Below are 26,839 nucleotides of genomic sequence, written 5' to 3' on the forward strand. Positions count from 1 at the left end.
AACACCATGACAAAACGCACGTTCCAAATTTATCGCTACGACCCAGACACCGACGCCAAGCCGTACATGCAGACCATCGAGGTCGAATTGGATGGCAACGAGCGCATGCTCTTGGATGCTTTGATGAAACTCAAAGCCGTCGACCCCACCATTTCGTTCCGTCGCTCATGCCGTGAAGGCGTGTGCGGTTCAGACGCGATGAACATCAACGGCAAAAACGGTCTGGCCTGCTTGACCAACATGCGCACCCTCCCCGGCGTGATCGTGTTGAAGCCGCTGCCAGGCCTGCCTGTCATCCGCGATTTGATCGTGGACATGACTCAGTTCTTCAAGCAATACCACTCCATCAAGCCCTACTTGGTCAACGACACACAAGTGCCCGAAAAAGAGCGCCTGCAGTCGCCCGAAGAGCGCGATGAGTTGAACGGCTTGTACGAGTGCATCTTGTGCGCCAGCTGCTCCACCAGCTGCCCATCGTTTTGGTGGAACCCCGACAAGTTCGTGGGCCCCGCTGGTTTGTTGCAAGCCTATCGCTTCATTGCCGATAGCCGCGACCAAGACACCGCTGGCCGTTTGGACAACTTGGAAGACCCCTACCGTCTGTTCCGTTGCCACACCATCATGAACTGCGTCGATGTGTGCCCCAAGGGTTTGAACCCCACCAAGGCCATCGGCAAGATCAAAGAAATGATGGTTCGCCGCGCCGTCTAAGGCGAGGCAACGCATCACACAGAGCACCAGGATGGACGCTAGCGCACCATTTCGTGACACGTCAGTCGGCGATGAGCAGCTCAATGGCCTTGATGGCCAGCTGCCCTTGGGTGAACGCGCCCTCAGCAAACTGCATTGGCGCAGCCGACGCGGTTTGCTGGAGAACGACTTGTTCATCCAACGCTTCTTTCAACGGCACGAATCTCGCTTAACTGTGGGACACGCACGCGGCATGTACGAACTGATGGACCTGTCTGACAACGACTTGCTCGACATTTTGTTGAAACGCAAAGAGTTGCCCGATGCACCACTGTCAGCAGATGCCGTCAACGTGCTTCAGATGTTGCGTCACTGACCGATCCCTGAAACGAAGTCACGCTTTCAAAAGAAATTTAGGAAAACACCATGAAACTTGCAGATAACAAAGCAACCCTGTCGTTCAGCAACGGCAGCCCCAGCATCGACATGCCCGTGTACAGCGGCAGCGTCGGTCCTGACGTGATCGACATCCGTAAGTTGTACGGCCAAACTGGCATGTTCACTTACGACCCAGGCTTCTTGTCTACAGCGTCTTGCCAATCGGGCATCACCTACATCGACGGCGACAAAGGTGAGTTGCTGTACCGCGGCTACCCCATCGAACAACTCGCCACCAACTGCGACTACCTCGAAACTTGCTACTTGTTGTTGAAGGGCGAATTGCCCAACGCCGCCCAAAAAGCTGAGTTCGAAAACACCGTGACCAACCACACCATGGTCAACGAGCAAATGCAATTCTTCTTGCGTGGCTTCCGCCGTGATGCACACCCTATGGCTGTGTTGACAGGCTTGGTGGGCGCTTTGTCGGCCTTCTACCATGACAGCACCGACATCAACAATCCAGAGCACCGCGAAATCGCCGCGATCCGCTTGATCGCCAAGATGCCAACGCTCGTGGCCATGGCCTACAAATACGGCGTAGGCCAGCCTTACATGTACCCACAGAACAACCTGAGCTATGCAGGTAACTTCTTGCGCATGATGTTCGGCACACCTTGCGAAGAATACGTGGTCAACCCCGTGCTCGAGCGCGCCATGGACCGCATCTTCACTTTGCACGCAGACCACGAGCAAAACGCGTCGACATCGACTGTGCGTTTGTGCGGCTCGTCAGGCACCAACCCCTTCGCAGCCATCGCTGCGGGCGTGGCCTGCTTGTGGGGCCCCGCACACGGCGGCGCCAACGAAGCTTGCTTGAACATGTTGGAAGAAATCCAAGCCATGGGCGGCGTCTCTAAAGTGGGCGAGTTCATGGAAAAGGTCAAAGACAAGAACTCTGGCGTCAAGCTCATGGGCTTTGGTCACCGCGTTTACAAAAACTACGACCCACGCGCCAAGTTGATGCAAGAAACGTGCGATGAAGTGTTGAAAGAACTCGGCCTCGAGAACGACCCCTTGTTCAAGCTGGCCAAGGCCTTGGAAAAGATCGCTTTGGAAGACGAATACTTCGTCAGCCGCAAGCTCTACCCCAACGTCGACTTCTACTCTGGCATCGTGCAGCGCGCCATCGGCATTCCCGTGAACTTGTTCACCGGCATCTTTGCCTTGGCTCGTACCGTGGGCTGGATCGCTCAGTTGAACGAAATGATCAGCGACCCCGAGTACAAAATCGGCCGTCCACGTCAGTTGTTCACAGGCTCTGCTCACCGCAACGTCGAGCCATTGGCCACACGCAAGTAATTGCAACCATCCGGTGTCGCGACATGTGCGCGACATATTGACGGTATCCAAGGCCCCGCTGTTCACGCTGAATATCGGGGCTTTTTCACGTCGGTGCACAGTCAAACCTTGGGCAGTGGTAGGCTCTCGCGCTATGAGTTCTGTACCGTTTCTAAATACCCCCGAGGCCCTGCGCCAACTGGCCAACCAACCCCACACCCCCTGCCAATGCAGCCTGCAACACTGTGCAGGCTGGGAGAGTGTCAGCGAGGCCGTATGGCCTGCACAACAGATGCAACGCGTGGCCACCCTGCGTGACCCCGATGTGTACGAGCCGACCTTTGAAGAGCAGCATCCGAATGGCACCCGCTACGACTCAGCCGATGCGCCTGTGGCCTTGAAGTTTTTTCCGTACAACCGATGCGATGTCCATGTCTGCGGCAAATGTCAGCAACACGCGCTGCGCTACACCGAGTTTGGGGGGTACTACGTGGACCCACGCGCACGCCGCTTGGCCGCCGAACGCATCACCGACTAAGCAAGGCGGAAGGGCTTGAGCGCCTTATGGCGCCTTGGCCAGCGAATGCGCGCAATGCTCCCAAGGCAGTACGGCACAGCCGCAATGCGGGATCTGAACGGCAGGCGAGGATGCAGCCACAGGCTTGGCCTTCTGTGTTGAGGCGCTTCGCGCCTTCGCTGCGGGCTGCGTAGGCGCTAAGCCGGATACATCTTGTGCCGACGCCAAATCGGGAATCCAGCGCATGAAAGGCGACAGGTCTTCCACGTTCACGATGTACCAAACTTTTTTCGTGGCATCCCAGCGAGCGCCCAACGCCTTCACGGCGTCTTTTTCAGCAAAGGGAGTGACTAAGTTAATTCTCATATGTGAATGCCCCAAGCTTTAGCCCAGCACCACTTCACCGCTTAAGGCGTCCAACAGCTCGGGCAGCAACTTGCGCAACTCGCCCGTGGCGATGGCCACATCGGCGTCAAAGCCTTCGTCTTTTTCTGTCGACGTGGCTTCAAACACCACCTCCAAAAAGGCCAGCTTCTTGAGCTGCAACGCTTCGGTCAACACAAAGGACACGCGGCTGTCCCACGTCAACGCCAAGCGTGTGGGCAATTTGCCGCCTTCCACGTATTGCTTCACCTCTTCCGTGTCGAGCGGGTGGCGTACGTAACGGACCACCGACTTCGACTCGTCCGCCGCCTTCAATTCGCACTCACGGTCCACCGTGAAGCCAGCGGGTGGCTCTTGCGTGATGAGCCACTGTGACATGGCAGCCTGCGGTGACATCTCGGTATTGAGCAAAGTCACACTCAACCCCGCCAAAGACTTCACCAACATCGTGACGACTTCATCGGCCTTGCCTTGGCTGCCTGCGTCCATCACCATCAAATTGGTGGCTGGGTCAATCCACACCAGCACGGACGACTCTTTGGTGAAGGCCATCGGCATTAAAGACATCTTGACGTCGTCTTTGATCTCCTTCATCTCCTTCTTGCCCGGCTTACGGCCCGTCGTGGCCTCGATGTGAGCGCTGCGCTCTTTGGCCTTGCGTGTGACCACCGAGCCTGGCACGCTCTTGGTTTCCACTTTCAGCTTGAGAATGCGCTGACCGCTCACCGCCTCGACCAGCGGTCCGTGTGCTTCGCCACGCGGTTCGATCCAACCCACAGCCTTTTCTTGGCTCGCGCCACAAGGCACAAAACGCTCGGCATCTAGCGCTTGTTCGATTTGTTCTAGGGTGGGGTTCCAGCCCTCACCGATTCGATACACCATCACATTTTTGAACACGGGTCGCCTTTGCTTTTCGGCAGCTGCCGAAATAAAAAAGCCAACCGCAAGAGTTGGCTTTGGAAGTTGATTTCATTTTAACCAGCCCGATCGAGGCTCAGAGTTGATCTCACTCAAAAGTTCTTTTGCGCTTTAGGTGACTAACACGCAAAAGCAATACCGCTAGTATTTCTAAGCGCATCTCAACATCGCACCCACACAAGAAGGAGACGACCTCATGCAACGCAGAAAATTTGTCACCCATGCAGGCCTTGTCGGCGGCATAGCCTCCACGCTGGCCGCACCGGCCATCGCGCAATCGAGCCGCCCTGAGATCCGTTGGCGCTTAGCATCAAGCTACCCCAAGTCGTTAGACACGATTTACGGTGCTGTCGACAACATGTGCAAACGTGTGGCCGAGTTGACGGACAACCGCTTCAAAATCAGCATGCACCCTGCGGGAGAGTTGATGCCAGCGCTGCAAGTGTTTGATGCCGTGCAAGGTGGCTCGGTCGAAGCCGGCCATAGCGCGAGCTACTTCTACATCGGCAAAGACCCCGCTTTTGGGTTTGCAACCGCGCTTCCGTTTGGCCTGAACGCACGGGGCCAAAACGCATGGATGTATTTGGGCGGTGGCCAAGAGTTGATGAACGAATTTTTCTCCAACTACGGCGTGCAACACCTGCCCGTCGGCAACACTGGCGCACAAATGGCCGGCTGGTACCGCAAAGAAATCAAAACCGTGGAAGACCTCAAAGGCTTGAAGTTTCGCGTGGGTGGCTTGGCTGGCATGGTCTTGTCCAAACTGGGCGTGGTGCCCCAGCAATTGGCTGCAGGCGACTTGTACCCTGCCTTGGAAAAAGGCGTGATTGACGCCGCCGAGTTTGTGGGCCCAGCAGACGACGAACACTTGGGGCTGCACAAAGTGGCCAAGTATTACTACTACCCCGGCTGGTGGGAAGGCGCGGCAACGTTGTCGTTGTTCATCAACCCCAAAGCCATGGCCGCCTTGCCTCCCGATTACGCTGCGGCTTTGCGCGTGGCTGCAGCAGAGGCCAACCAGTGGTCCACCGCCAAGTACGACGTGACCAACCCACAAGCCTTGCGGCGCTTGGTGGCAGGGGGTGCGCAATTGCGTCGTTTCCCAACGCCCGTGTTGAACATGTGCAGCACAGCAGCCACCGAGCTGTACGCCGAATTGTCGGAGAAGAGCCCTGCGTTCAAAAAAATTTACACCCCGTGGTCAAAGTTCCGCGACGAGCAAGTGATGTGGTCGCAATTCTGCGAAATGCCATTCGACAACTACATGGCATCGCGCAAAGCCTAAAGACGGAACGCAGACATGAAGCGCTTGAACGTGATTGGCTGTGGCCGCGTGGGACAAACCATCGCGCGCCTGTTGTTTGAAAAAAAGCAGGTCACGCTTCAAGACCTCCATTCCCGCAACCTGTCCAGCGCCGAGAAAGCCGCCAGCTTTCTCGGCACTGGCAACCCCACCCCCAATGTGGCGAACATGCGCACAGCCGAGGTGTGGATGCTGTCTGTACCCGATTCGCAAATTGCCAACGTGGCCCATCAATTGGCCGACACTTTGGCGCCCGACACACCACCAGCCATCGCGTTCCATTGCAGTGGTTTTTTGAGTGCCGAAGCCTTGAAGCCTTTGCATGCCCAAGGTTGGCACGTCGCCAGCGTGCATCCTGTCTTGAACTTTGCAGCCCCTGAAACTGGCATTCGCCAATTTGCAGGCACACCCTGCGCCTTGGAAGGATCGGCGCTGGCGGTCGAATGGTTGCGCACGCATTTGTCATCCATTGGCGGCCTATGCTTTGACATCGACAGTGACCACAAAGCGCTGTACCACGCGGCGGCCGTGTTTTCGAGCAACTTCACGGGTGTGCTGCAAGGCATCGCACAAGACGCTTGGCTCAGCGCGGGCGTGTCGCCCGAAATGATGCAAACCTTGAATCGTGCCCTGCTCACCAGCACCACCGAAAACCTGCTCGCCTTGGGCCCGACACACGCCTTAACGGGCCCCGCTGCGCGCGGGGACACGGCCGTGGTGAATGCACAATCTGCGGTGGTCGAGCAATGGAACCCTGTCGCGGCGCAAGCCTACCGCGCCTTGAGTGAGTTGGCCGTCGCGCTCAAACAAACTGGCACCACCTTGCCGCCACCATGACACGACTACAACGCGCCCTCTCCATCGCCGACCTGCGTGAATTGGCACGCCGACGCCTACCGGCCTCGGTGTTTGAATTCATCGACGGCGGAGCCGAAGACGAACGCACGCTGGCAGACAACCGCTACGCGCTCACCCGCCACCGCATCGTGCCGCGTGTGTTGGTCGATGTGGCTAACCCCCAACTGACCACCCCTATCTTTGGTCATCCTTGGGCAGCCCCATTTGTGGTGAGTCCTATGGGCTCTTGCGTGCTTGGCTGGCCCGAGGCCGACATTGCGATTGCGCGCGCAGCCTCGGCGCACGGCATTGCGTACACTTTATCCACCATGTCGACCACCAGCATTGAGCGCATGGCAGATGCCGTGCAAGGGCGCTTGTGGTTTCAACTCTATGTGCTCAAAGACCCCAGCGTCAACGACACGCTAGTGGCACGTGCACAAGCAGCGGGCTATGAAGCCTTGGTCGTCACGGTTGACTTGCCCGTGGGCGGCAAACGTGAACGCGATCTGCGCAACGGCATTTCTATTCCGCTGCGTTTCAAAGGCAAGCACCTTTGGGAAGGCATCACCCACCCAGCTTGGGCATTACAAATGCTACGTGCCGGATTGCCTGAGTTTGAAAACGTGCGTGGTCTCATGGGCGAAGAAGGTGCCGGTCTGACCATTGCCGCACGCGTAGGCCAAAGCCTGAACGCCAGCTACCAGTGGTCGGACTTGGCTCGCTTACGCGACCAATGGAGGGGCAAGCTGTTGGTCAAAGGCGTACAGCACCCCGCTGACGCGGCACGCATGGCCGAGATGGGCATCGACGGCATTTGGGTGTCCAACCACGGCGGGCGTCAACTTGACGGCGCCATTGCCGCTGCGGACGCCGTGCCCGCCATTCACGCCGCCATCCAAGGACGCACCATCTTGATCATGGACTCTGGCGTGCGACGCGGCATCGATGCGCTCACGGCGAAAGCCCTCGGGGCCGATGCCGTGGGCATTGGCCGCGCCGCGCTGCTCGGCGCGTGCGTGGGTGGCGAACAAGGCGCGTACCGCGCCATTGAAATTTTGATCGATGAGTTGCGCCGGGCGATGCAACTCAGCGGCGTGACGGATTTTTCTACAGCGCAGGTTGAATTGAGTTCTAGCCGTAGTAACGCATTTGAACGGGCTTCAGCGTGAGGCCTGTGTTTTTTTGTATATGACTTCGCTGCTGCAATCGTTGTTATGGCTCAGCTGCTTGTTTTGGACCCTATCCAGCCATGGCCAACCCTCCAATTGCGGCTTCATCCAAAGCTCAGATCGCCAAGCCTATTGCCGCGCCATCAGCGGAGGCGGCTCTAGCCACTGTGGATTTATTCGAGACACCGACCTGCAAGCACGTTGCCGTGCCGAAACAGGAGGTAGCAGCAGCCAATGCAGCTTTATCCGTGACCACGACATGCAAGCTGCGTGTCGCGCCAACCTAGGCCGATCAAACGCATCATCTGGCAGCTCTGGGCAATGTGGGTTTATTCAAAACCCAGACCAGCAAGCCTATTGCCGCGCGACTTCAGGTGGAGGAAGCGGCCAGTGTGGGTTTATCCGTGACAGCGACCTTCAAGCCATGTGCCGCGCCGAAACGGGCGGCGGCAGCGGGCAATGCGGTTTTATTAGTGACCGCGATATGCAGGCGGCTTGCCGAGCTAAGGGTCGATAAAGACACACACCAAAAAAAACGCGCCTTGAGAGGCGCGTTTTTGTATTTGGCGGAAGCGGTGAGATTCGAACTCACGGAGGGCTCACACCCTCGCCGGTTTTCAAGACCGGTGCATTCAACCGCTCTGCCACGCTTCCTAGTTGAATTTCAGGCGAGATTGTAATGGCTCTTTGCCCTGTTTTGAGCTTTCAGGCCTCTGGCAAAAACAAAGATTGCAAATCGCTCAAGAAATCAAAGCCGCGCTCGGTGGGCACCACGCGCTGAAAGTCACGCGTGATCAGGCCTTTGGCTTCGGCCTCTGCCAAGGCTGACTGAATGGCAGTCACGGGCAAGCCCGTGCGGTCGGTGAAGTCGGCCAACGAAAAGCCATGCCGCAGGCGCAGGGCGTTAAGCATGAACTCAAACGGCAGTTCGGCGCGCGCCACTTCGGTGCTTTGAGCCACGGCGCGATCTGCGCGGTTGCTGTCTAGCGCGTGGTCCATGAACAAGCGTGGATCGCGGTTGCGCACTTGGCGCAGCACGCGGTGGGCAAAACTGAGTTTGCTGTGCGCACCAGCGCCAATGCCTAGGTAGTCGCCAAACTGCCAGTAGTTGGTGTTGTGCCAGCAGCGGTGGTTGTCTTTGGCGTAGGCCGACACTTCGTAGCGGTGCAAGCCTACAGCGGCGGTGCGCTCGGTGATGCGATCGAGCATGACGTAGGCGTCGTCGTCTTCCGGCACTTGGGGCGGGAATTTGGCAAACACGGTGTTGGGCTCGATGGTGAGGTGGTACACCGACAAATGCGGGGGCTGCAAGGACAAAGCCATGTCGAGGTCTTCGTCCAACTGCGCCAGCGTTTGGCCGGGCAAGGCGTACATCAGGTCGAGGTTGAAGGTGTCAAAGGCTTCGCGTGCTTCTTCGACCGCGGCAATGGCTTGGTCGCGGTTGTGCACGCGGCCCAAGGCTTGCAAGTGTTGGTCGTTGAAGCTTTGCACGCCCACCGACAAGCGGGTCACGCCTGCGGCGCGGAAGGCGCGAAAGCGGTCTTTTTCAAACGTGCCGGGGTTCGCCTCTAGCGTAATTTCGCAATCGGCCTCTAGGCGCAAACGCGCCCGCATGTCGCTGATCAACCGCTCAATCGCAGCAGGCGAGAACAAGCTGGGCGTGCCGCCACCAATGAAGATGCTGTGCACGCTGCGGCCCCAAATGAGGGGCAGGCTGTGCTCTAGGTCGGCGCACAGGGCGTCGAGGTAGCGCTGCTCGGGCAGCTCGCCACCCACGCTGCTTTGTGCTTCGTGCGAGTTGAAGTCGCAATACGGGCACTTCTTGAGGCACCAAGGCAAATGCACGTACAGCGAGAGCGGCGGCAAGCTGCTCAGCGACAGCGTGCCGGGGCGCATGAGGTGTTGGATGTCTTGGGTCATTGACAGTGTTTCAAGCAAACCAACGTTCACGCATGAGCGCGAGCATTTGCTGCGCGGCTTGGCCACGGTGGCTGTTGGCGTTTTTCACCTCGATGGGCAGCTCGGCAAAGGTTTTGCCAAAGCGCGGGATGAACATGATGGGGTCAAACCCAAAGCCATTTGCGCCCACAGGCGCACGGGTGATTTCGCCCACCGCACGGCCCACAGCAATGAGTGGCTCGGGGTCATCGGGGTGGCGCACGGCCACCAAGGTGCTGACCAAAGCAGCGCGGCGGTTGTCGATGTTGGCCATTTGCTCAAGCAAAGCGCGCACGTTGTTGTCGTCGCTTTTCTCGTAGCCAAACTGGGTGGCGTAGTACGCGGTTTGCACGCCGGGCAGGCCCCCAAAGGCGTCCACACACAGGCCCGCATCGTCGGCCACAGCGGGCAAGCCGCTTTCACGCGCGGCGTGGCGAGCTTTGGCCAAGGCGTTTTCTACAAAGGTGTGAAACGGCTCTTCAGCTTCGCCAATGTGCAAATCGCCTTGACGCACCAGTTCGACACCCAGCGGCGCAAACATGGCTTGCAACTCGGCGAGCTTGCCTTTGTTGTTGGATGCCAAAACGATTTGCTTCATCGGTGCAGTCATGCGGTTAGGCAGTCAAAGCTTCTTGCTGCATGGCGATGAGTTCGCGCACGCCTTTTTCGGCCAAGGCCAACAAGGCGTTCATTTGGTCACGGGTGAAAGGCAGGCCTTCGGCGGTGCCCTGCACTTCCACGTAGTGGCCGGCACTGGTCATGACCACGTTCATGTCGGTGTCGCAGGCGGAGTCTTCGGTGTATTCCAAATCGAGCAAAGGCAAGTCGCCCAACATGCCCACCGAAATCGCAGCCACGCCTTGGATGATGGGGCTCTCGGTCAGCTTGCCTGCGGTGATGAGCTTGTTCACCGCGTCTTGCGCAGCCACAAACGCGCCAGTGATGCTGGCAGTGCGTGTGCCGCCGTCGGCTTGCAACACGTCGCAGTCCAAATGGATGGTGCGTTCGCCCAGCTTCTTCAGATCAAACACAGCGCGCATAGAGCGGCCGATGAGGCGCTGAATTTCTTGGGTGCGGCCCGATTGCTTGCCACGTGCAGCTTCGCGGTCGCTGCGGGTGTGGGTGGCGCGGGGCAGCATGCCGTATTCGGCGGTGACCCAGCCTTCACCCGAGCCTTTTTTGTGGCCCGGCACTTTTTCTTCCACCGACGCGGTGCACAGCACTTTGGTGTGGCCAAACTCAATGAGCACCGAGCCTTCGGCGTGCATGGTGTAGTTGCGGGTGATGCGCACGGGGCGCAGTTGGTCGGCGGCACGGGTGTGGCGAGAGTCGGGCAAGGTGGTGGTCATATTTAGGGCTTCTAGCGATTCGGTAAAACGTCAATTGTCGACCAATCGGCGGACTTATTCAGCACGGTGCTTTGGCCCTGAGATAATGCAGTCTTTGCAAAAAGAACAACACACATGCCCATTTACAGCATGACAGGTTATGCCAGCGCGCAAACCGAGCTGCCTCGCGAAACGGTCGACACCGCCCCCACGGGCCCGGCCCTGCGCTTGGGACTGGAAATTCGCTCAGTCAACAGCCGCTTCCTTGACCTGACTTTCAAAATGCCCGAGGAGCTTCGCCCCCATGAAGCTGCCGTGCGTGAGTTGATCACTCAGCACCTCAAACGCGGCAAAGTCGAAGTGCGTGCCAACCTCGAAAGCACCGCCAGCACAGAGTTTGCAGCCCCCACACCTGCGCTGCTGCAACGACTCTCTGCCTTGCAAGACACCGTGCATGCTTGGTTGCCCAAAGCCAACCCACTGTCAGTGGCCGATGTGTTGCGATTGACGACCGCCCAACAATCGGCCCCTGCTGACATTGGCCCCAGCCTGCTCAAACTGGCCAAAACCACCTTGAAGCAACTCAGCGAGGGCCGCGAGCGTGAAGGTGCCCGTCTGGCACAAACCCTGCGTGACCGCTTGGGTCAATTGCGCGTGCTGGCCCAACAAGCGGCGCCTCTGGTGCCGCAATTGGTTGAACAGCAGCGTTTGAAATTTTTAGAGCGCTGGCGCGACGCCATGGCGTTAGCCGAAGGCACCACACTGCCCGAAGCAGCCCAAGACCGTGCGCTGACCGAAGCCACCGCCTTTGCCATTCGCATTGATGTCGCCGAAGAGCTGACCCGCTTGGTGTCTCACTTTGACGAAATGGACGACTTGCTCGCCAAAGGCGGCAAAGCCGAAGGCGTGGGCAAACGCCTCGACTTTTTGATCCAAGAACTCCACCGCGAAGCCAACACCTTGGGCTCCAAGTCGGCCACGATGGAAATGACCCGTATTTCGGTGGACATGAAAGTGTTGATCGAACAACTCCGCGAACAAGTACAGAACCTCGAATAATGGACAACTTTCCAGGCAACCTTTTTGTGGTCGCAGCCCCCAGCGGGGCTGGTAAATCAAGCCTCGTCAAAGCGCTGATGGAGCTCGATGCCAAAGTGCGCCCCTCGGTGTCCCACACCACCCGCCAGCCACGCGGACAAGAAAAGCACGGACGCGAATACTTCTTCGTGTCAGCCCCCGAGTTTGACCAAATGGTGGCGACCAACTCTTTTTTAGAGTGGGCCAATGTGCACGGCCAACGCTACGGCACCTCGCGCAAAGCCATTGAAGACCGCATCGCCCAAGGTGCGGACGTGATTTTGGAAATCGACTTTCAAGGCGCCATCCAAGTCAAAAAGCTGTTTGCCAACGCAGTGCTGATTTTTATCTTGCCACCCAGCTGGGAAGAGCTCAAATCGCGCCTGCACAACCGTGGCGAAGATGCGCCTGAGATCATCGAGCTGCGCCTGCAAAATGCGGCCGATGAGATGGCGCAGGCCAAAGAATTTGACTACGTTATAATCAACGAATTATTTGAGACTGCCTTGTTCGACCTGAAAGCGATCGTGCATGCCCAGCGCCTCAAATACCTGGCACAGCGCCGGGCTCGGGCTGATATCTTTCAAGCCCTGAACATCACCTGAATTCTGGAGTATCCACATGGCCCGCATCACTGTCGAAGACTGTCTCGAACAGATCCCTAACCGCTTTCAGTTGGTGCTTTGCGCCACTTACCGCGCTCGCATGCTCAGCCAAGGCCACACCCCCAAGGTCGAAAGCAAAAACAAGCCAGGCGTGACGGCTTTGCGTGAAATTGCAGCAGGCCAAATCGGCATCGAAATGCTGAAAAAAGTTCCAGGTTAATTGATCAAACCCATCACTTAACATCAAAAAAAGCACCGATTTTTCGGTGCTTTTTTCATTGCGGGTAAAGTGTTGTTCATGTCTGCTGCCAAGCCCTCTTCTAAGCCTTTGACCAAGCCTTCCACAAAACCGGTGGTGAGCCCTGCCGCGGCCAACGCAGCAGCGGCCAGTTTTGCCGCGTTGACCGAGAAACTCAGCTATTTGAATGCTGAAGGCTTAGACATGGTGCGTCGCGCTTACCGCTACGCCGACGAGGCCCATTTGGGGCAAATGCGCAACAGCGGTGAGCCCTACATCACCCACCCCATTGCCGTCGCGGCCCAATGCGCCGAGTGGAAACTCGATGCGCAAGCCCTGTCTGCCGCCCTGCTGCACGACGCGATGGAAGACTGCGGCATCACCAAGTCAGATTTGATTGAACGCTTTGGTATCCAAGTCGCTGATTTGGTGGATGGCTTAACCAAGCTGGACAAGCTGGAGTTCAACACCCGCGAGGAGAACCAAGCCGAGTCATTTCGCAAAATGCTGTTGGCCATGGCGCGCGATGTGCGCGTCATCCTGATCAAGCTGGCAGATCGCAGCCACAACATGCGCACGATGGGCGACATGCCACGCTCCAAATGGGGCCGCATCTCCAACGAAACCCTAGAGATTTATGCGCCCATTGCCCATCGCTTAGGTTTGAACCAAACCTACCGCGAACTGCAAGAACTGTCGTTTGAACACCTCTGGCCTTGGCGCCACAAAGTGCTCAGCAAAGCGGTGCATAAGGCCCGCCATCGCCGCCGCGACTTGATGCAAAAGGTGCAACAAGAAGTCGAGGCCGAATTTGCCAAAGCTGGATTGAATGTGCGCATCTCGGGGCGCGAAAAAACGCTCTATTCCATTTACAAAAAAATGGACAGCAAGCACCTGAGCTTTGCCCAAGTGACCGACATTTACGGCTTTCGACTCATCTTGCCGCAAGTGGTTGACTGTTACACCGCCTTGGGCGTGCTGCACCAGATGTACAAGCCGGTCCCCGGCAAGTTCAAAGACCACATTGCGATTGCCAAACTCAACGGCTACCAGTCGCTGCACACCACGCTGGTGGGCCCCTCAGGTTTGAACGTTGAGTTTCAAATGCGCACCGAAGCCATGCACTTGGTAGCTGAAACGGGCGTCGCCGCACATTGGCTCTACAAAGACAAAGGTTCGAGCAACGAGCCTGGCCAAAACTTGGGCAACAAGTGGCTGCAATCGCTGTTAGACATCCAAGACGAAACGCGTGATGCCACGGAGTTTTGGGACCACGTCAAGGTCGACTTGTTCCCCGATGCTGTGTATGTGTTCACCCCCAAGAGCCGCATCATGGCGATGCCACGCGGCGCAACCGTGGTCGACTTTGCCTACGCCGTCCACAGCGATGTGGGTGACCGCACGATGGCCGCCAAAGTCAACGGCGAACAAGTGCCGCTGCGCACCGAGTTACGCAATGGCGATGTGGTGGAAGTCGTCACCTCCAGCGTGGCGGCCCCCAACCCCGCATGGCTAGGCTTTGTGCGCACAGGACGTGCACGCTCCAAAATTCGCCACCATTTGAAAACCATGGCGCATGCGGAGTCACAACACTTGGGTGAAAAGCTCTTGGCCCAAGCCTTGCGCGCCGAAGGCATTGACCAAATGCCTGCGCTGGACGACACGCATGCCACCTTGTGGGACAAACTCCTGCGCTTCACAGGCAGCAAAACGCAAGCCGAATTGCTGATCGACATTGGCTTGGGCAAGCGTGTTGCGAGCATTGTGGCCAAGCGTTTGGCATTGTTGCTGTCTGAAATTGGCCTCAAACCAGACGCGTTGTTGATGAGCCGTGAACGGTTCACCGCGCACGAAAACGTCTCGCAAGGCAGCGTCATCGTTGATGGCAGCGAAAACGCCTCTGTGCAATACGCACCGTGTTGCCGACCTATTCCGGGCGACCACATTTTGGGTTACCTAGGCCGTGGTGAAGGTTTGGTGGTTCACACCGACCAATGCGGCGTGGCCCAAAGACTGAAACACAAAGACAGCGAACGCTTCATTGCCGTGGAGTGGGCAGAAGAGCCCACGCGCGCCTTTGAAGTGGGCGTGGTCGTGACCGTGAGCAATGGCAAAGGCGTCTTGGCACGCGTGGCCTCCACCATCACCCATGCCGAAGCCGATATCACCATGGTCAACATGGCCGATGAGGTGAGCGGCCAAGAGGCCACTGATTTGCGCTTTGTCTTCGCGGTACGCGATGTGCAGCATTTAGAACTGGTGCTGCGCAATTTGCGCCGCGTGCCCTCGGTGCTGCAAGCGCAACGCGTGGTCTCGGGCGTCGAGCGCGAGCAATAACGCGGTATTAAGCCACCTTTGGGGCTGGGTAGTGAACGTCTAAGACTTCCACCTCTTGCACGCCCAAGGGGGTCACCAACTTCACCACATCGCCTTCACGTGCTTTGAGCAGAGCTCGGGCAATGGGTGACACCCACGTGACCTGCCCTTTCAGGCTGTCCGCTTCGTCAATACCCAAAATCGTCACCGTGCGCTCGGTGCCCACCTCGTCGACGTAGGTGACAGTGGCACCAAAAAAGACTTGGTCACGCCCGTGATGCACGCTCGGGTCGGTCACCTCGGCGATCTCTAAACGTTTGGTCAAGAAACGAATGCGTCGGTCAATCTCACGCAGCCGTTTTTTGCCGTAGTGGTAGTCGCCGTTTTCAGAGCGGTCACCGTTGCTCGCCGCCCAGTGCACGATCTCCACCATGCGGGGGCGTTCGTTGTCCATCAACTCAAACAGCTCCGCACGCAACACGGCATAACCTTCGGGCGTGATGTAGTTTTTACTGCCTGGGGGAATGGGTGGGAGCGTGCTGTCTTCGTCGTCAGCGTCCTGCGAACTCATGCGGTGTCAATCGCTCAATGCCAACCGATGACTTGGTAGCCGCGCTCACCCAAGCATTGCTGCACAAATTGGCGGTACATGCCGCTGCCCCCGATCGATTGCCCAGCCGCTGTGGCCGCTGCACCGCCTGCACCAATGGCTGCTGCACCTGCTGCAATGTTTTTCAAATCGGGTTTGTGACCGCTGAGCAACGAGCCCACCACACCCGCTGTACCGACGCCTGCAGCGCCCGCCGCAGCTGCACGACCGGCATCAATCTTGTTGACAGCGCCCACTTCCGATTGACGCGCCAATTCTGAACAAGCTTGCGCATCGGCCTGCGCTTGGGCGGGCCCCATCTGTTGGTAATGCGCGTTGGGATAAAACGCAGGTTTGGCCACAGGTGTGGCACAGCCCGACAACAGCGCGGCACAGAGGCCCAAAGCGGCGACAACGGAGGAGGAAGAGGCATGGTGTTTCATGCCGCGAATTTTAGTCCTGCAACTCAAAACCACCCGCGATGCGCAACTCACGCGTCGAGGAGCCCGTCAACAGCTGTGCCAACTGCCGTGCCAACTCAGGTTGCTGAGCCGTTGTCGGAATTCCCAAGGCATAAACCGTCGCCAATTCAAACTCTTGGGGCAACAAACCGATCAAATCAATGCCGGCGGTGTATTTGATTTCGGTCACTTGGGTGCAACCGATCAAGTGGGCGCCCGTGTCTTTTGCCATGGCGGCCATGGCTGTCGCGCCATTGGGAAAGGTACGAAAGCGGTCGACCAATTCCACATCCAGGCCCAAAGTTTGCAGCACTTTGAAAAAATGGATGCCCGCAGTGGCCAGCTTAGGATCAGGAAAATAAATGCCCTCTGCTGCGCGAAATGCCGCTTGCAAATCGGCACGGGTTTGAATCGCCGGACGCGCCGAACCTGCCTTGACCGCAATGCCTGTTTTCACCACACCCAAAGCCGCCAAGCTGCCTGCACGCACATGACCCGAGGCCATCAATCCCTCGATCAAGGCCTGCGTCAAGATCAGCAAATCACAGGGCTCGCCGGCCAACAGTTTTTCTTTCATGGCCCCCACGGCACTGAAGGTGCTGCGAATCTGGCACGCGTGGGCAGCTTCAAAGTCAGCCTTCAAAGGGTTGACCAAACCGGCGGCGGCACCGCCGCTCAAAATACAAAGTTCCATCTCAGTTCCTTGGTTCAAATCACAGGGGCTGTCGCGCCATCGACCGCATCGATGGCTTTGACAATTTGTTCGGGTGTCATGGGCATGTCGCGCACGCGCACGCCCAACGCATGAAAAACGGCATTGCCAATCGCTGCGGCACACGGCCCCAGCGAAGCCTCGCCAGCGCCCAACGATGCATGCTCACCTGTATCGATGAGGGAGACCGACACGTCGGGCACCTCGTCAAAGCGAAGAATGGGATAGGCCTCCCAATCGACGCTGAGCAGGCGATGGCGGTCAAATTTTGCGGCTTCGAGCAAAGTCCAGCTCGCCGCCTGAATGGCGCCACCCTCGAGTTGGTTGATGGCGCCGTCCGTGTCAACCACATGACCGATGTCGGCAACCACCCACACATGTTTCAGGTGCACGCGCTCGGCCACCACCACCTCGGCCACGACGGCGCAATAGGCCCCCGTGTTTTTGTAACGGGCAAATGCCAGACCGAGGCCCCATTCGCCCTCCGTCAAAGTAGATGCGTTTTTAGCAGCATCGCGTTGCGACCAGTTCGACACCGCCGCGGCATGCTGTAGCACGGCGTGTGCGCGTGGGTCTTGCAAATACGCCAAGCGCAGCGCCAGTGGGTCTTGACCTGCGGCGAATGCAACTTCGTCCATGAACGACTCCGCAGCAAACACGTTCACATGCGCGCCCAAGGCGCGCAAGGCAGATACACGCATGGGCATGTCCATCACACGGTGGTTCACCACTTCCAGCGCAGGCAAGGCGTAAGGCGGCACCGCATTGCGCTCCGAACCACCGCCGACAGCCATGGTTGCGTTTTCGGCCAACAAAATGGGAAAGGGTTGCGCCGTCAGCCAACTGCCCAGCAGCGCGGGGGTGGCGTTACGCCCAGGCCGCGTGCCGTGGCCTGGGCTCCACACCGTGTGTTGCCAAAAGCTGATGCGTTGTTGTGCATCAAGCCCTGCCTGCAAACGCACGCTCATGGCAGGCCCTAAAGGTGACCAAGCCATTTCGTCATGGCGCGACCAGAGCACGCGCACGGGCTGCCCCTCAGCCCAACGCGCCAGCCATGCCGCATCAAACGCCACGTCGTCGGCGCCGTTGTGCCCATAACAGCCAGCACCTTGAACGTGCTGCACCGTCACTTGGTCAGGGGCACATGCCAAAGCCAGCGCCAAATCGCGACGCAAATTGAAAATGCCTTGTGAGTGGCTCCACACCCTCAAAGCCTCACCTTGCCAATGCGCGAGCGCACAGGACGGCGACATGGATGCGTGTTGCAGGTAGCCACGGTTGTAATCCGCTTGCAGGGTTTGAACAGTCTGCGCTTGGGCATTAGCCCATCCCTCATCGGCCGCGTGCACCGTGCTGGTTTGCAACGGGCTTTGACGCAACCATGCTTGCAACTGCTCGGCATCGGGCAACACAGGTGGGACGGTCCAAGCCTGCGCCTCAGACAAATCAGCCATCAACTGATCGGCAGCTCGGGTTGCTGCCGCTTCGTTGTGCGCCAGCACGCCAATTTGCAAACCGTCACGGTAAACGCCCTGCACGCTGGGCATAGATTGGGCGCGCTCGGCCGCGTGCTGCCATGCCACCTCATTCAACGTAGCCTGCAAATTAGGCGGGCGCACCATGCGACCGTGCAGCACATGGGGCAACTCAAGGTCTTGAATGAAATCGGCATGCCCTAAAAATTTACGCCACAAATCAGGACGTGGCGGCGCATGTGGGGTTGGCAAATAGGCAGGCCCACGTGCCGCATCGCTCACGGGCAGCGCCTGTGTATCAAGGCTGACGCGCTCACACAGGTCGCCATAACCGCACAGCGTGCGTGAACCGTGCATGAAGCGACCGTTCAAGATGTGAATGTCTGACACCAACACGCCAAATGTCTCTGCAGCACACGCCACAAACAAAGCCCGCGCTTGGCGACATGCGTGGCGCACGGCGCTGCCTGAATCTTGGATAGACAAACTGCCCGACGTCACGGCCTCGTTGGGACTCATGGCCGTGCTGGCAGGCACGGCCTCAATGGCATGCGTGGGTATGGACAACTCTTGGGCCGCAATTTGCGCCAAGGCATGCAAGATACCTTGGCCAATTTCGACCTTGCCCGAATAGAGCCGAACTCGGCCATCGGGCAAGAACGCCAACCACTGCGACAAACGGCGGTTGGTCTGCAAGCTGCCAGGCAATGGAGGGGGTGATGCCGCTTGACCGGTCATGACACACCCATTGCCTCAGCTGCTTGACACACCGCACGCACGATGCGGTTGTGCGCGCCACACCGACACAAATTGCCTTGCAAAGCCGCACGCACTTGCTCAGGCGTGGGACGAGGTGTGGTGTGCAACAAGGCTGCGGCCGTGATCAACATACCGCTGCTGCAATAGCCGCATTGCGCAGCTTGCACTTGGGCAAAGGCCGTTTGCAAGGCGTGCGGTTGCTCAGCCGTCCCCAAGCCCTCGACCGTGACCACGCGTTTGCCTGTCACGGCCCACATGGGCGTGCTGCACGCGGGGACCGCATGCTGATCAACCAGTACATGGCAGGCGCCGCATTGCGACAAGCCACAACCAAAACGGGTGGCTTTTTGATGGCATGTGTGTCGGAGAACGTCTAGCAATGAATCGTTGTCATCGGCCTGCACCGCTTGGGGCTGGCCGTTCAACTCAAAACACAATTCGGCCATGACGATCAGTCAGCCTTAGCGCCCGAGATTTTGACAATGGTGGCCCATTTGGCCACGTCTTCCGCCACGTACTTGGTGAAAGCGGGCACCGTCATCGACATGGGCACAGCGCCTTGCTTGGCCCATGTGGCCTTGACATCGGGCGCATTCACAATTTTGTTGATCTCGTTGTTCAAGCGCGTGACGATGGCCTCAGGCGTACCTGCAGGCGCCATGAAGCCCAACCAAATGACGGCTTCGTATTTGGGCAAGCCTTCATCGTTGGCCGTGGGCAGCTCGGGCATCACCGAGGAGCGAGCTTTGCCAGTCGTCGCCAAACCGCGTACCTTACCTGCTTTGATGTTTTCAGCCATGGTCGTGACCGCATCAAACATCATGTCGACTTGACCTGACAACACGTCCGTGCGAGCAGCAGCACTGCCTTTGTAGGGAATGTGCGTCATGTCGATGCTGGCCATGTATTTGAACAACTCGCCAGCCATGTGGTACGGCGTGCCGTTGCCCGAAGAAGCGTAGTTGAGCTTGCCCGGATTCGCGCGCGCGAGCTTGATCAACTCCGGCAAGGTGTTGACTTGCAATTTGGGATTGACGACCAGCACCAAGTCGGAATAGTTGACAGGGGCAATCGGCGCAAAGTCTTTGAGCAAATTGAACGGCTTGTTAGGAATCAACGATTCATTGACCGTTTGCGTGTTGGACATCATCAACAAGGTGTAGCCATCGGCTGGCGACTTGGCGACGGCATCGGTCCCAATGATGGAGCCCGCGCCAGGACGGTTATCCACCACAAAGGGCTGCCCCAACGCATCTTGCAAACGTTGCGCCATGAACCGCGCGTAGTTGTCAGCGGGACCACTCGCAGCAAAAGGCACGATGATTTTGACGGGGCGATTGGGATAGCTCTGCTGAGCCTGAACCGATACAGCCGCGATCAACAAAAGGAAAGTAGAAATAGCGCGCGTGAATCTCATGTGTTTGTCTCCGTTTTTTTAATGCAGCCCAAGGCTTTTGAGCACATTAGAGAAGAAAACACAAAAACAAACGGTCACCTAAAGCAATCACCCTGTTTGGATGATGCCAAAGAAAAAGGGCTTACATCCGAAGATGTAAACCCTTGTTCAATTTGGTGCGGCTGGCAGGAATCGAACCCACGACCCCTTGGTTCGTAGCCAAGTACTCTATCCAGCTGAGCTACAGCCGCTTGGATAAATCGAAGTATAGCACAGAATTTCAGAGCAGATCGAAGCGGTCGGCGTTCATGACCTTCGTCCAAGCCGTCACAAAATCTTGGACGAACTTTTCTTGGTTGTCATCTTGTGCATAAACCTCCGCATAGGCACGAAGCACCGAGTTAGAACCGAATACCAAATCAACACGTGTCGCAGTCCACTTCACAGCGCCCGTCTTGCGATCACGAATTTCGTACAGGTGATGACCTACCGGGTTCCACGTGTAAGCCATGTCCGTCAGATGAACGAAAAAATCATTCGTCAACACCCCTTCACGATCTGTGAGCACACCATGTTTGCTTGCACCGTGATTGGCACCTAAAACACGCATGCCCCCCACAAGGACGGTCATCTCGTGGGCGGTTAACCGCATCAATTGCGCACGGTCCAACATCAGCTCCTCTGCGCTGACCACATAGTCTTTCTTCATCCAGTTACGGAAACCATCGGCTACGGGCTCCAACACATCAAACGACGCAACATCCGTCATGTCCTGCGTCGCATCGCCACGACCAGGCGTGAACGGAACGGTCACATGAAAGCCTGCGGCCTTTGCGGCCTGTTCCACACCCACGTTACCCGCCAACACAATCACATCGGCCAGACTCGCCCCCATCTGAGAGGCGATGCGTTCGAGCACAGCAAGCACCTTGGCCAACCGCTTTGGCTCATTGCCTGGCCAATCTTTTTGTGGGACAAGACGGATGCGTGCGCCGTTGGCACCACCGCGCTTGTCTGAGCCGCGGAAGGTGCGGGCACTGTCCCACGCTGTTGACACCATCTCACTGACCGTCAAGCCACTGGCTGCGATTTTGGTCTTAACGGCAGCAACGTCATAGTCCTTAGGCCCTTGGGGCACAGGGTCCTGCCAGATCAAGTCTTCTCGCGGAACGTCTGGACCGATATAGCGGGCCTTGGGTCCCAGATCCCGATGCGTCAATTTGAACCAAGCTCGCGTAAACACTTGGGAGAAGTAGTCGGGATCTTTGTAGAAGCGCTCCGAGATCTTCCGATACTCGGGGTCCATCTTCATCGCCATGTCGGCATCCGTCATGATCGGATTACAGCGAACAGAGGGGTTCTCGACATCAACGGGCTTGTCCTCTTCTTGGATGTCCATCGGCTCCCACTGCCAAGCGCCTGCAGGGCTCTTCTTCTGCACCCACTCGTGGTTGAGCAACATCGAAAAATAGCCGTTGTCCCATTGGGTGGGATGGGTGGTCCAAGCACCTTCAATGCCACTGGTCACGGTGTTGCGGCCGACACCTCGGCTGGTGTGATTGTTCCAACCCAAACCTTGTTCCTCAAGATTTGCAGCCTCAGGGGCGGGCCCCAGATTGGCAGGGCTGCCATTGCCATGCGCCTTACCCACCGTGTGGCCGCCCGCCGTCAAAGCCACCGTTTCTTCATCGTTCATGGCCATGCGCGCAAAGGTCTCACGCACATCACGCGCAGTTTTGAGCGGATCGGGCTTGCCATCCACCCCCTCAGGGTTGACATAAATGAGGCCCATCATCACGGCAGCAAGTGGGTTTTCCAGCACTCGATCACCGGAGTAACGGCTGTTGGGGTTGTCTGTCGGGGCCAGCCACTCCTTCTCTGCGCCCCAATAAATATCTTTTTCAGGATGCCAAATGTCTTCTCGACCAAAGCCGTAGCCGAAAGTTTTGAGCCCCATCGACTCGTAAGCCATGTTGCCCGCAAGGATGATCAAGTCTGCCCAACTGAGTTGGTTGCCATATTTCTTTTTAATTGGCCAAAGCAGACGGCGCGCCTTGTCCAAATTGACGTTGTCAGGCCAAGAGTTCAGCGGCGCAAAGCGTTGATTGCCTGTCCCGCCGCCGCCACGACCGTCGGCAATGCGATAGGACCCCGCAGAGTGCCAAGCCATGCGAATCATCAAACCACCGTAGTGCCCCCAGTCTGCAGGCCACCAATCTTGGCTATCTGTCATCAGGGCTTTGAGATCCGTTTTGAGGGCCGTCACATTCAATTTCTTGACCTCGTCACGGTAATTGAAGGTTGGACCCATCGGATTGGTTTGGGTGCCATGCTGATGCAAGATGTCAAGGTTGAGCGCCTTAGGCCACCACGCGGTGTTTGACGCATCCGCCGTCGTGACAGCGCCGTGTATGACAGGACATTTGCCCGCAGAATTCACATGATTTCCACTCATCTTGCTTTCCTTTCAGATGTGTTGGTCATTTGCGTTTTCGGCATGCATTGCGTGCGCGTCTGACGAAATTTACGCTCGCATTTTTAAACGCGCAAGTTACTTTGTCTGTACGGCGCGTCACAGTCCATGAAGTGGCTAAGGCACATTCGGACAACTTAGGGATGGCTTGATATTTGGCCCACTGAAGCGGCCATTTAATTTCCAGAAACAAATAAGGGGACTGCTTTTAGGCAGTCCCCTTACATGCTGGTAGGGCGTGACAGACTTGAACTGTCGACCAAAGGATTCTGGTTTGTGTAGCTTTCACTACTCCCTGGACTATGCCTTCACCGTGGCTTACGCTTTAGGTGGACGCCGTCTAGTCTCTACACGTTCAGGGTGCTTGCGCACCTAGCTTCGCTCGGCATTGCCATATGCATCACTGCACGTAGGTTTCACCGAATTTGACGTCATTCACGCGAGCAGTTTCCTATCTCGGTGCACAATTTTTATGAGTCCTCTGCTCTAACCAACTGAGCTAACGCCCCAAATACAAACTTTATTGTAGTGGCACCGTTGAAGATGCAGCCTAGGCAGATACAACCGTTTTAAACATACGTATCCATTGTGGTTGCAGGCACCAAACGATGACACACTTAAGTATTGGTTATATTAGTGATAATATTTAGACTTATGAAAATTCAGTTTAAATCAACTTATCTACTTACAACGTGCATTCTTGTTGCTCTTTCAGCTTGTGCAAGCCCTTACTCAACAAACATGCCGATCAACCACGGTGGTTACATCCCCGATGTGAATTTAAAAGGGGATGCGCTGACCGCCTATTACGCGGACGTCGCCGCCTGCCAGCATCAAATCATCCAAAAATACGGGGACAAATACATCTCCAACAACGCCATCATCGATGTGCGTCACTGCTTGATCAACAAGGGCTACGTCTTATTGAGCTAACGTAAAAGTGGGGGGTCGTATCATCATGCGGATGAAACTCTCCCCTCGATCGGCTGGACTTGTCTCGGCCGTAGTCACGGTGTTGATTTGGACATCCTTCATCGTCATCGCCCGCGCCTCCGCATCACACAGCTTATTGCCGCTCGATATTGCGTTTTTACGCATTTTGGGCGCTGGCAGTGTGTTGCTGCCTTGGGGTTGGTGGCTGCTTCGCAAGCAACGTTCAACAGGCGACAAAGTGGGGTCGTTGTGTGGGCTGTCTCCCCTGCCCCTGCGTATCACGGCGATTGCAGGCGTATTTGGCAGCATGCTTTACGCCATGTTGGCTTACTCAGGTTTTTTCTTCGCACCCGCAGCACACGCCTCCGTGCTGATGCCAGGTAGCCTGCCTCTGTGGACCTCGCTGCTGGCCATCGTGGTGTTGCAAGAGCGTATTTCTCAAACACGCGCCATCGGTCTAGCCTGCATCGTCTTGGGCGATTTGCTGGTGGGTGGTGCCAGTTTGCTCAAAGCCTTTGAGGGTGGCGAGGTGTGGAAAGGCGACTTGCTGTTCATGAGCGCCGCGTTCTGCTGGTCTTGCTACAGCGTGACAGTACGTCGCCACTCGCTAGACCCCGTGCGCGCCACCATCGCCATCACAGCGTTCTCGTGCGTCACGTTTGTGCCGATCTATGCATTGGCCGTTTCAAGTGGCCTGATCGCGAGCCATTTAAACGCAGCTCCAGCGTCGGAAATGTTGTTTCAAGCGATTTACCAAGGCGTGGGCTCAGTGGTCATTTCGGGCATCACCTTCAATGTGATGATTCGCCACTACGGCCCCGTGCGCTCCACCATGATCACCGCCCTCGTGCCGGGTCTCTCGGCCTTGGGCGCGGTGGCGGTGCTGGGTGAGCCCATGCACCTGAACTTGCTCGCAGGCCTCGCGCTGGTGACCTGCGGCATTTTGTTCGGCGTGCGTAAGTCTTAAACCCCGACTCAGAACTCGATGGTTTGACCTTCAGTCATAGGCACCACTTTGATGGGGCTGCCTTTCATGGCGTCTTGGAATTCAGCCAAGGTGCCTTTGGTCAAAGGGTTGGAGTTGTAGTGCATGGGCATGACCATCTTGGGCTGAATCCAGTTGCGGGCAGCGTATGCCGCATCTTCTGGGTCCATGGTGAAGTTACCGCCAATGGGCATCAAAACCAAATCGGGCTTGTAACGCTCGCTGATGAATTTCATGTCACCAAACAAACCGGTATCGCCCATGTGCCAAATCTTGAACCCGTTTTCCAGCTCAATGATGTAACCCACCGCTTCGCCTGCTGGGTGTGACTCGTTTTTACCGGTGGCGGGGTTGTTCCACACAATAAGCGATGAGTGCTCAGCCGCCACAGCCGTCACTTTGATGCCGGGCAAAGGCTTGACATGACCCGTCTTGTTGAAACGGTGACCCAAATTGGCTGGCAGCATGCCCAAGGTAATCAAAGGCGTGACCATGTCGGCAGGACCATACAACACAGTGTTGTTGAGCTTGGCCAAAGCGGGTGCGTCACCCAAATGGTCAACGTGGGCGTGTGTCACCAGCAGCAAGTCGATCTTGCCGAGCGCGGCAAAATCTGTTTTGTAGGGCGCGGGCGCTTTGGGACCGCCAGTGAGCCAAGGGTCGATCACGATGGTTTTGCCACCGGGTGTCTTGATGCGGTAACCCGCCTGCCCCAGCCACAGCATTTCAGTCTTGCCATTGGCAGCAGTGGCCGTAGCCGCCGTCTGGGCGTGGGCATGACCGCCACACAGCGCCACAGCCGTGAGCGCGACAGCGCAGTTAAGTTTCAACCAAGCAGCTAATTTCATAAGTTTCCTTGCGTTTAAAAAATCACACCTGACTATGGTTGGTCAAAAAGGAAGCGATGAAAAGAGGGTTTGCCACATGCAACGCCTTTGGCAGTAAAGCAAGTGACAGGGCGGAAGTGGCCCAAGAAATGGCCTTAACCAAGAAGCGTTACTTGTGACTCAGCGCATTGCTGACCAGCTTAGAGGTGATGTCCACGATATGAATCATGCGGTCGTAAGCCATGCGGGTCGGGCCAATCACACCCAAAGTGCCGACCACTTGGCCATCGACCTCGTAGGGCGCGCTCACGACCGACAACTCCTCCATCGGCACAATTTTGCTTTCGCCGCCGATGTAGATACGCACCCCCTCAGCTTGGGCTGAAATGTCCAGCAGCCGCACCAATTGGGCTTTTTGCTCAAACAAATCAAAGGCTCGGCGCAGATTGCCCATGTCGCTGGAAAAATCGCTCACCGACAGCAAGTTGCGCTCGCCACTGATTACCACGTCATCTTGTTCTTGCGCCAACGCCTCGGTGCTGACTTGCACGGCAGCTTGCATCAGGGTGGCGATTTCGCCACGCAAAGACTCCACCTCGGCCAACAACTTCTCGCGCACTTGCTCAATGGCCATGCCTGCGAAATGATGATTCAAATAATTGGACGCTTCGATGAGTTGGGACGCGGTGTAGTCCGCCTCGGTAAAGATGACTCGGTTTTGCACATCGCCTTCAGGCGACACGATGATCACCAACAAGCGCCGGTCAGACAAGCGCAAAAACTCAATGTGGCGAAACACCGAGCTGCGACGCGGTGCAATCACCACCCCCACAAACTGCGACAAATCGGACAACAAATGGGCCGCATTGGCGATCACCTTTTGCGGCTGATCGGGCGCCAAACTAGGGGCATGTAAATGACCGCGATCAGCCGTCAACATGGTGTCCACAAACAAACGGTAGCCCCGTGCGGTTGGGATGCGCCCCGCCGATGTGTGCGGACTGACGATCAGACCCAGCGCTTCTAAATCAGACATCACATTACGAACGGTGGCGGGAGACAACTCGATGCCTGTGGCACGAGAAAGCGTGCGCGAGCCGACGGGTTGCCCGTCGGCGATGTAGCGCTCTACCAGCGCTTTGAGCAACAACTTGGCGCGATCGTCTAGCATGGTCATTTGTTGTCGA

At 57.1% G+C, this 26,839-nt stretch carries 28 protein-coding genes and 2 tRNA genes; 14 read left to right on the forward strand and 16 right to left on the reverse strand.

The genetic code is table 11. The features are described from left to right. The first annotated feature begins 6 nt into the window (after nt 1–6). The 4 genes from RMS95_RS03940 to RMS95_RS03955 all read left to right on the forward strand — a co-directional run bounded on the left by RMS95_RS03940 (nt 7) and on the right by RMS95_RS03955 (nt 2,947). Nucleotides 7–711: a succinate dehydrogenase iron-sulfur subunit gene (locus tag RMS95_RS03940; RefSeq protein ID WP_310643776.1), complete on the forward strand. Its 705-nt coding sequence runs from the start codon at nt 7–9 to the stop codon at nt 709–711. 31 nt (nt 712–742) lie between these two features. Further along, nucleotides 743–1,066, forward strand: coding sequence for a succinate dehydrogenase assembly factor 2 (locus tag RMS95_RS03945; RefSeq protein ID WP_310643777.1), 324 nt, complete (start codon nt 743–745; stop codon nt 1,064–1,066). A gap of 50 nt (nt 1,067–1,116) precedes the next feature. Then, entirely contained in the window at nt 1,117–2,430 is a 1,314-nt protein-coding gene (gene gltA, locus RMS95_RS03950) for a citrate synthase (protein WP_310643779.1), read from the forward strand. Nucleotides 2,431–2,563: 133 nt separating this feature from the next. Beyond that, the gene (locus RMS95_RS03955; RefSeq protein ID WP_310643780.1) at nt 2,564–2,947 is read left to right on the forward strand and encodes a hypothetical protein; all 384 of its coding nucleotides are present in this window, start codon (nt 2,564–2,566) and stop codon (nt 2,945–2,947) included. Between the two features lie 24 nt (nt 2,948–2,971). Here the strand turns inward: RMS95_RS03955 and RMS95_RS03960 are convergent, their stop codons facing one another. Next, nucleotides 2,972–3,292, reverse strand: coding sequence for a DUF5710 domain-containing protein (locus RMS95_RS03960; RefSeq protein WP_310643781.1), 321 nt, complete (start codon nt 3,290–3,292; stop codon nt 2,972–2,974). Nucleotides 3,293–3,310: 18 nt separating this feature from the next. Continuing rightward, nucleotides 3,311–4,207, reverse strand: coding sequence for a recombination-associated protein RdgC (locus RMS95_RS03965; RefSeq protein WP_310643782.1), 897 nt, complete (start codon nt 4,205–4,207; stop codon nt 3,311–3,313). A gap of 217 nt (nt 4,208–4,424) precedes the next feature. Here RMS95_RS03965 and RMS95_RS03970 point away from each other — a divergent pair, with 217 nt between their 5' ends. The 4 genes from RMS95_RS03970 to RMS95_RS03985 are packed head-to-tail and all read left to right on the forward strand — an operon-like array spanning nt 4,425 to nt 8,057. Further along, on the forward strand, nt 4,425–5,513 hold the full coding sequence (locus RMS95_RS03970; RefSeq protein ID WP_310643784.1) for a TRAP transporter substrate-binding protein DctP: 1,089 nt from the start codon (nt 4,425–4,427) through the stop codon (nt 5,511–5,513). A 15-nt stretch (nt 5,514–5,528) separates the two neighbouring features. Further along, nucleotides 5,529–6,368, forward strand: coding sequence for a DUF2520 domain-containing protein (locus RMS95_RS03975; protein WP_310643786.1), 840 nt, complete (start codon nt 5,529–5,531; stop codon nt 6,366–6,368). Next, nucleotides 6,365–7,540 (forward strand): alpha-hydroxy acid oxidase, encoded by a 1,176-nt coding sequence (locus tag RMS95_RS03980; RefSeq protein WP_310643788.1) that lies wholly within the window; start codon nt 6,365–6,367, stop codon nt 7,538–7,540. Before RMS95_RS03975 ends, RMS95_RS03980 begins: the two co-directional genes overlap by 4 nt. A gap of 19 nt (nt 7,541–7,559) precedes the next feature. Further along, nucleotides 7,560–8,057 (forward strand): hypothetical protein, encoded by a 498-nt coding sequence (locus RMS95_RS03985; RefSeq protein ID WP_310643790.1) that lies wholly within the window; start codon nt 7,560–7,562, stop codon nt 8,055–8,057. Between the two features lie 47 nt (nt 8,058–8,104). Here RMS95_RS03985 and RMS95_RS03990 read toward each other — a convergent pair. The 4 genes from RMS95_RS03990 to rph all read right to left on the reverse strand — a co-directional run bounded on the left by RMS95_RS03990 (nt 8,105) and on the right by rph (nt 10,827). Then, nucleotides 8,105–8,194, reverse strand: a tRNA-Ser gene (locus RMS95_RS03990). A gap of 51 nt (nt 8,195–8,245) precedes the next feature. Then, complete coding sequence (gene hemW, locus RMS95_RS03995) at nt 8,246–9,460, reverse strand: radical SAM family heme chaperone HemW (protein ID WP_310643791.1); 1,215 nt, start codon at nt 9,458–9,460, stop codon at nt 8,246–8,248. Between the two features lie 10 nt (nt 9,461–9,470). Then, nucleotides 9,471–10,076: an RdgB/HAM1 family non-canonical purine NTP pyrophosphatase gene (gene rdgB, locus RMS95_RS04000; RefSeq protein WP_310643793.1), complete on the reverse strand. Its 606-nt coding sequence runs from the start codon at nt 10,074–10,076 to the stop codon at nt 9,471–9,473. A gap of 16 nt (nt 10,077–10,092) precedes the next feature. Beyond that, entirely contained in the window at nt 10,093–10,827 is a 735-nt protein-coding gene (gene rph / locus RMS95_RS04005; RefSeq protein ID WP_310643795.1) for a ribonuclease PH, read from the reverse strand. A 114-nt stretch (nt 10,828–10,941) separates the two neighbouring features. Between rph and RMS95_RS04010 the strand changes: the two genes are divergently transcribed. The 4 genes from RMS95_RS04010 (at nt 10,942) to RMS95_RS04025 (ending at nt 15,063) form a co-directional block, all read left to right on the forward strand. Continuing rightward, nucleotides 10,942–11,865 carry a YicC/YloC family endoribonuclease gene (locus tag RMS95_RS04010; RefSeq protein WP_310643798.1) on the forward strand — a complete coding sequence of 308 codons (924 nt, stop codon included), beginning with the start codon at nt 10,942–10,944 and terminating at the stop codon, nt 11,863–11,865. Next, the gene (gene gmk, locus RMS95_RS04015; protein ID WP_310643800.1) at nt 11,865–12,488 is read left to right on the forward strand and encodes a guanylate kinase; all 624 of its coding nucleotides are present in this window, start codon (nt 11,865–11,867) and stop codon (nt 12,486–12,488) included. Before RMS95_RS04010 ends, gmk begins: the two co-directional genes overlap by 1 nt. Nucleotides 12,489–12,504: 16 nt before the next feature. Beyond that, nucleotides 12,505–12,708: a DNA-directed RNA polymerase subunit omega gene (gene rpoZ / locus RMS95_RS04020; RefSeq protein WP_104798901.1), complete on the forward strand. Its 204-nt coding sequence runs from the start codon at nt 12,505–12,507 to the stop codon at nt 12,706–12,708. 78 nt (nt 12,709–12,786) lie between these two features. Next, nucleotides 12,787–15,063, forward strand: coding sequence for a bifunctional (p)ppGpp synthetase/guanosine-3',5'-bis(diphosphate) 3'-pyrophosphohydrolase (locus tag RMS95_RS04025; protein ID WP_310643803.1), 2,277 nt, complete (start codon nt 12,787–12,789; stop codon nt 15,061–15,063). A 7-nt stretch (nt 15,064–15,070) separates the two neighbouring features. Here the strand turns inward: RMS95_RS04025 and greB are convergent, their stop codons facing one another. The 8 genes from greB to katG all read right to left on the reverse strand — a co-directional run bounded on the left by greB (nt 15,071) and on the right by katG (nt 22,874). Continuing rightward, nucleotides 15,071–15,613 carry a transcription elongation factor GreB gene (gene greB / locus RMS95_RS04030; RefSeq protein ID WP_310643805.1) on the reverse strand — a complete coding sequence of 181 codons (543 nt, stop codon included), beginning with the start codon at nt 15,611–15,613 and terminating at the stop codon, nt 15,071–15,073. 14 nt (nt 15,614–15,627) lie between these two features. Beyond that, nucleotides 15,628–16,074, reverse strand: a complete 447-nt coding sequence (locus tag RMS95_RS04035; RefSeq protein ID WP_310643807.1) for a glycine zipper family protein — start codon at nt 16,072–16,074, stop codon at nt 15,628–15,630. A 10-nt stretch (nt 16,075–16,084) separates the two neighbouring features. Continuing rightward, on the reverse strand, nt 16,085–16,786 hold the full coding sequence (locus tag RMS95_RS04040) for a substrate-binding domain-containing protein (protein WP_310643808.1): 702 nt from the start codon (nt 16,784–16,786) through the stop codon (nt 16,085–16,087). A gap of 14 nt (nt 16,787–16,800) precedes the next feature. Further along, complete coding sequence (locus RMS95_RS04045) at nt 16,801–19,017, reverse strand: molybdopterin cofactor-binding domain-containing protein (RefSeq protein WP_310643809.1); 2,217 nt, start codon at nt 19,015–19,017, stop codon at nt 16,801–16,803. Next, entirely contained in the window at nt 19,014–19,484 is a 471-nt protein-coding gene (locus RMS95_RS04050) for a 2Fe-2S iron-sulfur cluster-binding protein (protein WP_310643811.1), read from the reverse strand. The genes RMS95_RS04045 and RMS95_RS04050 overlap by 4 nt, the downstream gene beginning before the upstream one ends. Nucleotides 19,485–19,489: 5 nt before the next feature. Then, the gene (locus tag RMS95_RS04055) at nt 19,490–20,455 is read right to left on the reverse strand and encodes a tripartite tricarboxylate transporter substrate binding protein (RefSeq protein ID WP_310643812.1); all 966 of its coding nucleotides are present in this window, start codon (nt 20,453–20,455) and stop codon (nt 19,490–19,492) included. Nucleotides 20,456–20,608: 153 nt separating this feature from the next. Continuing rightward, nucleotides 20,609–20,685: transfer RNA gene (locus tag RMS95_RS04060), tRNA-Arg, on the reverse strand. Nucleotides 20,686–20,714: 29 nt separating this feature from the next. Then, nucleotides 20,715–22,874 carry a catalase/peroxidase HPI gene (gene katG / locus RMS95_RS04065; RefSeq protein WP_405023357.1) on the reverse strand — a complete coding sequence of 720 codons (2,160 nt, stop codon included), beginning with the start codon at nt 22,872–22,874 and terminating at the stop codon, nt 20,715–20,717. A gap of 774 nt (nt 22,875–23,648) precedes the next feature. On the opposite strand from katG, the gene RMS95_RS04070 reads away from it, so the two are divergent. Both RMS95_RS04070 and RMS95_RS04075 read left to right on the forward strand, forming a co-directional pair. Further along, nucleotides 23,649–23,840: a hypothetical protein gene (locus tag RMS95_RS04070; RefSeq protein ID WP_310643816.1), complete on the forward strand. Its 192-nt coding sequence runs from the start codon at nt 23,649–23,651 to the stop codon at nt 23,838–23,840. 31 nt (nt 23,841–23,871) lie between these two features. Beyond that, complete coding sequence (locus RMS95_RS04075; protein WP_310643818.1) at nt 23,872–24,807, forward strand: DMT family transporter; 936 nt, start codon at nt 23,872–23,874, stop codon at nt 24,805–24,807. 8 nt (nt 24,808–24,815) lie between these two features. Here RMS95_RS04075 and RMS95_RS04080 read toward each other — a convergent pair whose 3' ends face one another. Both RMS95_RS04080 and hrcA read right to left on the reverse strand, forming a co-directional pair. After that, a complete protein-coding gene (locus RMS95_RS04080) occupies nt 24,816–25,673 on the reverse strand; it encodes a metal-dependent hydrolase (protein WP_310643819.1) in 858 nt (285 codons plus the stop codon). Between the two features lie 148 nt (nt 25,674–25,821). Beyond that, entirely contained in the window at nt 25,822–26,823 is a 1,002-nt protein-coding gene (gene hrcA / locus RMS95_RS04085) for a heat-inducible transcriptional repressor HrcA (RefSeq protein WP_310643897.1), read from the reverse strand. Nucleotides 26,824–26,839: the final 16 nt, after the last annotated feature.

The organism is Limnohabitans sp. (assembly GCF_031539175.1).
Classification (GTDB): Bacteria; Pseudomonadota; Gammaproteobacteria; order Burkholderiales; family Burkholderiaceae_C; genus Limnohabitans.